At 37.8% G+C, this 513-nt stretch carries 1 protein-coding gene; it reads left to right on the top strand.

Annotation, left to right across the window (positions count from 1 at the left end; all coding sequences use genetic code 11):
- The coding region (locus CSC70_RS14425; RefSeq protein WP_425501606.1) for a hypothetical protein at positions 1-350 on the top strand (350 nt) is incomplete at its 5' end.
- Positions 351-513 lie beyond the last annotated feature (163 nt).

Below are 513 nucleotides of genomic sequence, written 5' to 3' on the forward strand. Positions count from 1 at the left end.
GCGACTTACTCGATGCACGCAATGGTGTAGCAATAATTGCAACTCATTCCCCAGTAGTACTGCAAGAGGTTCCAAAATCCTGCATGTGGAAAGTCCTACGGTCAAGAGAAGCAATAAATATTATCCGTCCGGATATTGAGACATTCGGTGAGAACTTAGGTGTTTTAACTCGTGAGGTGTTTTTACTTGAAGTGACAAATTCTGGATACCACCACTTATTATCGCAGTCCGTTGATTCAGAGCTTTCTTATGAAACCATTCTAAAAAATTATAATGGTCAGATAGGATTAGAAGGTCGAACCGTTTTAAAAGCGATGATAATGAACAGAGATGAAGGTAAAGTACAATGAAAAAACTACCTCTTCCAGCGAGAACTTATAGCGAAATGCTTAATAAATGCTCGGAAGGTATGATGCAGATAAATGTTAGAAATAATTTCATTACTCACTTCCCCACTTTTTTGCAGAAAGACCAACAATATAGAATATTAAGCTCGACAGGTCCGTTATTTAC

This window comes from Pseudoxanthomonas kalamensis DSM 18571, from assembly GCF_010211745.1.
Taxonomy (GTDB): Bacteria; Pseudomonadota; Gammaproteobacteria; order Xanthomonadales; family Xanthomonadaceae; genus Pseudoxanthomonas_A; species Pseudoxanthomonas_A kalamensis.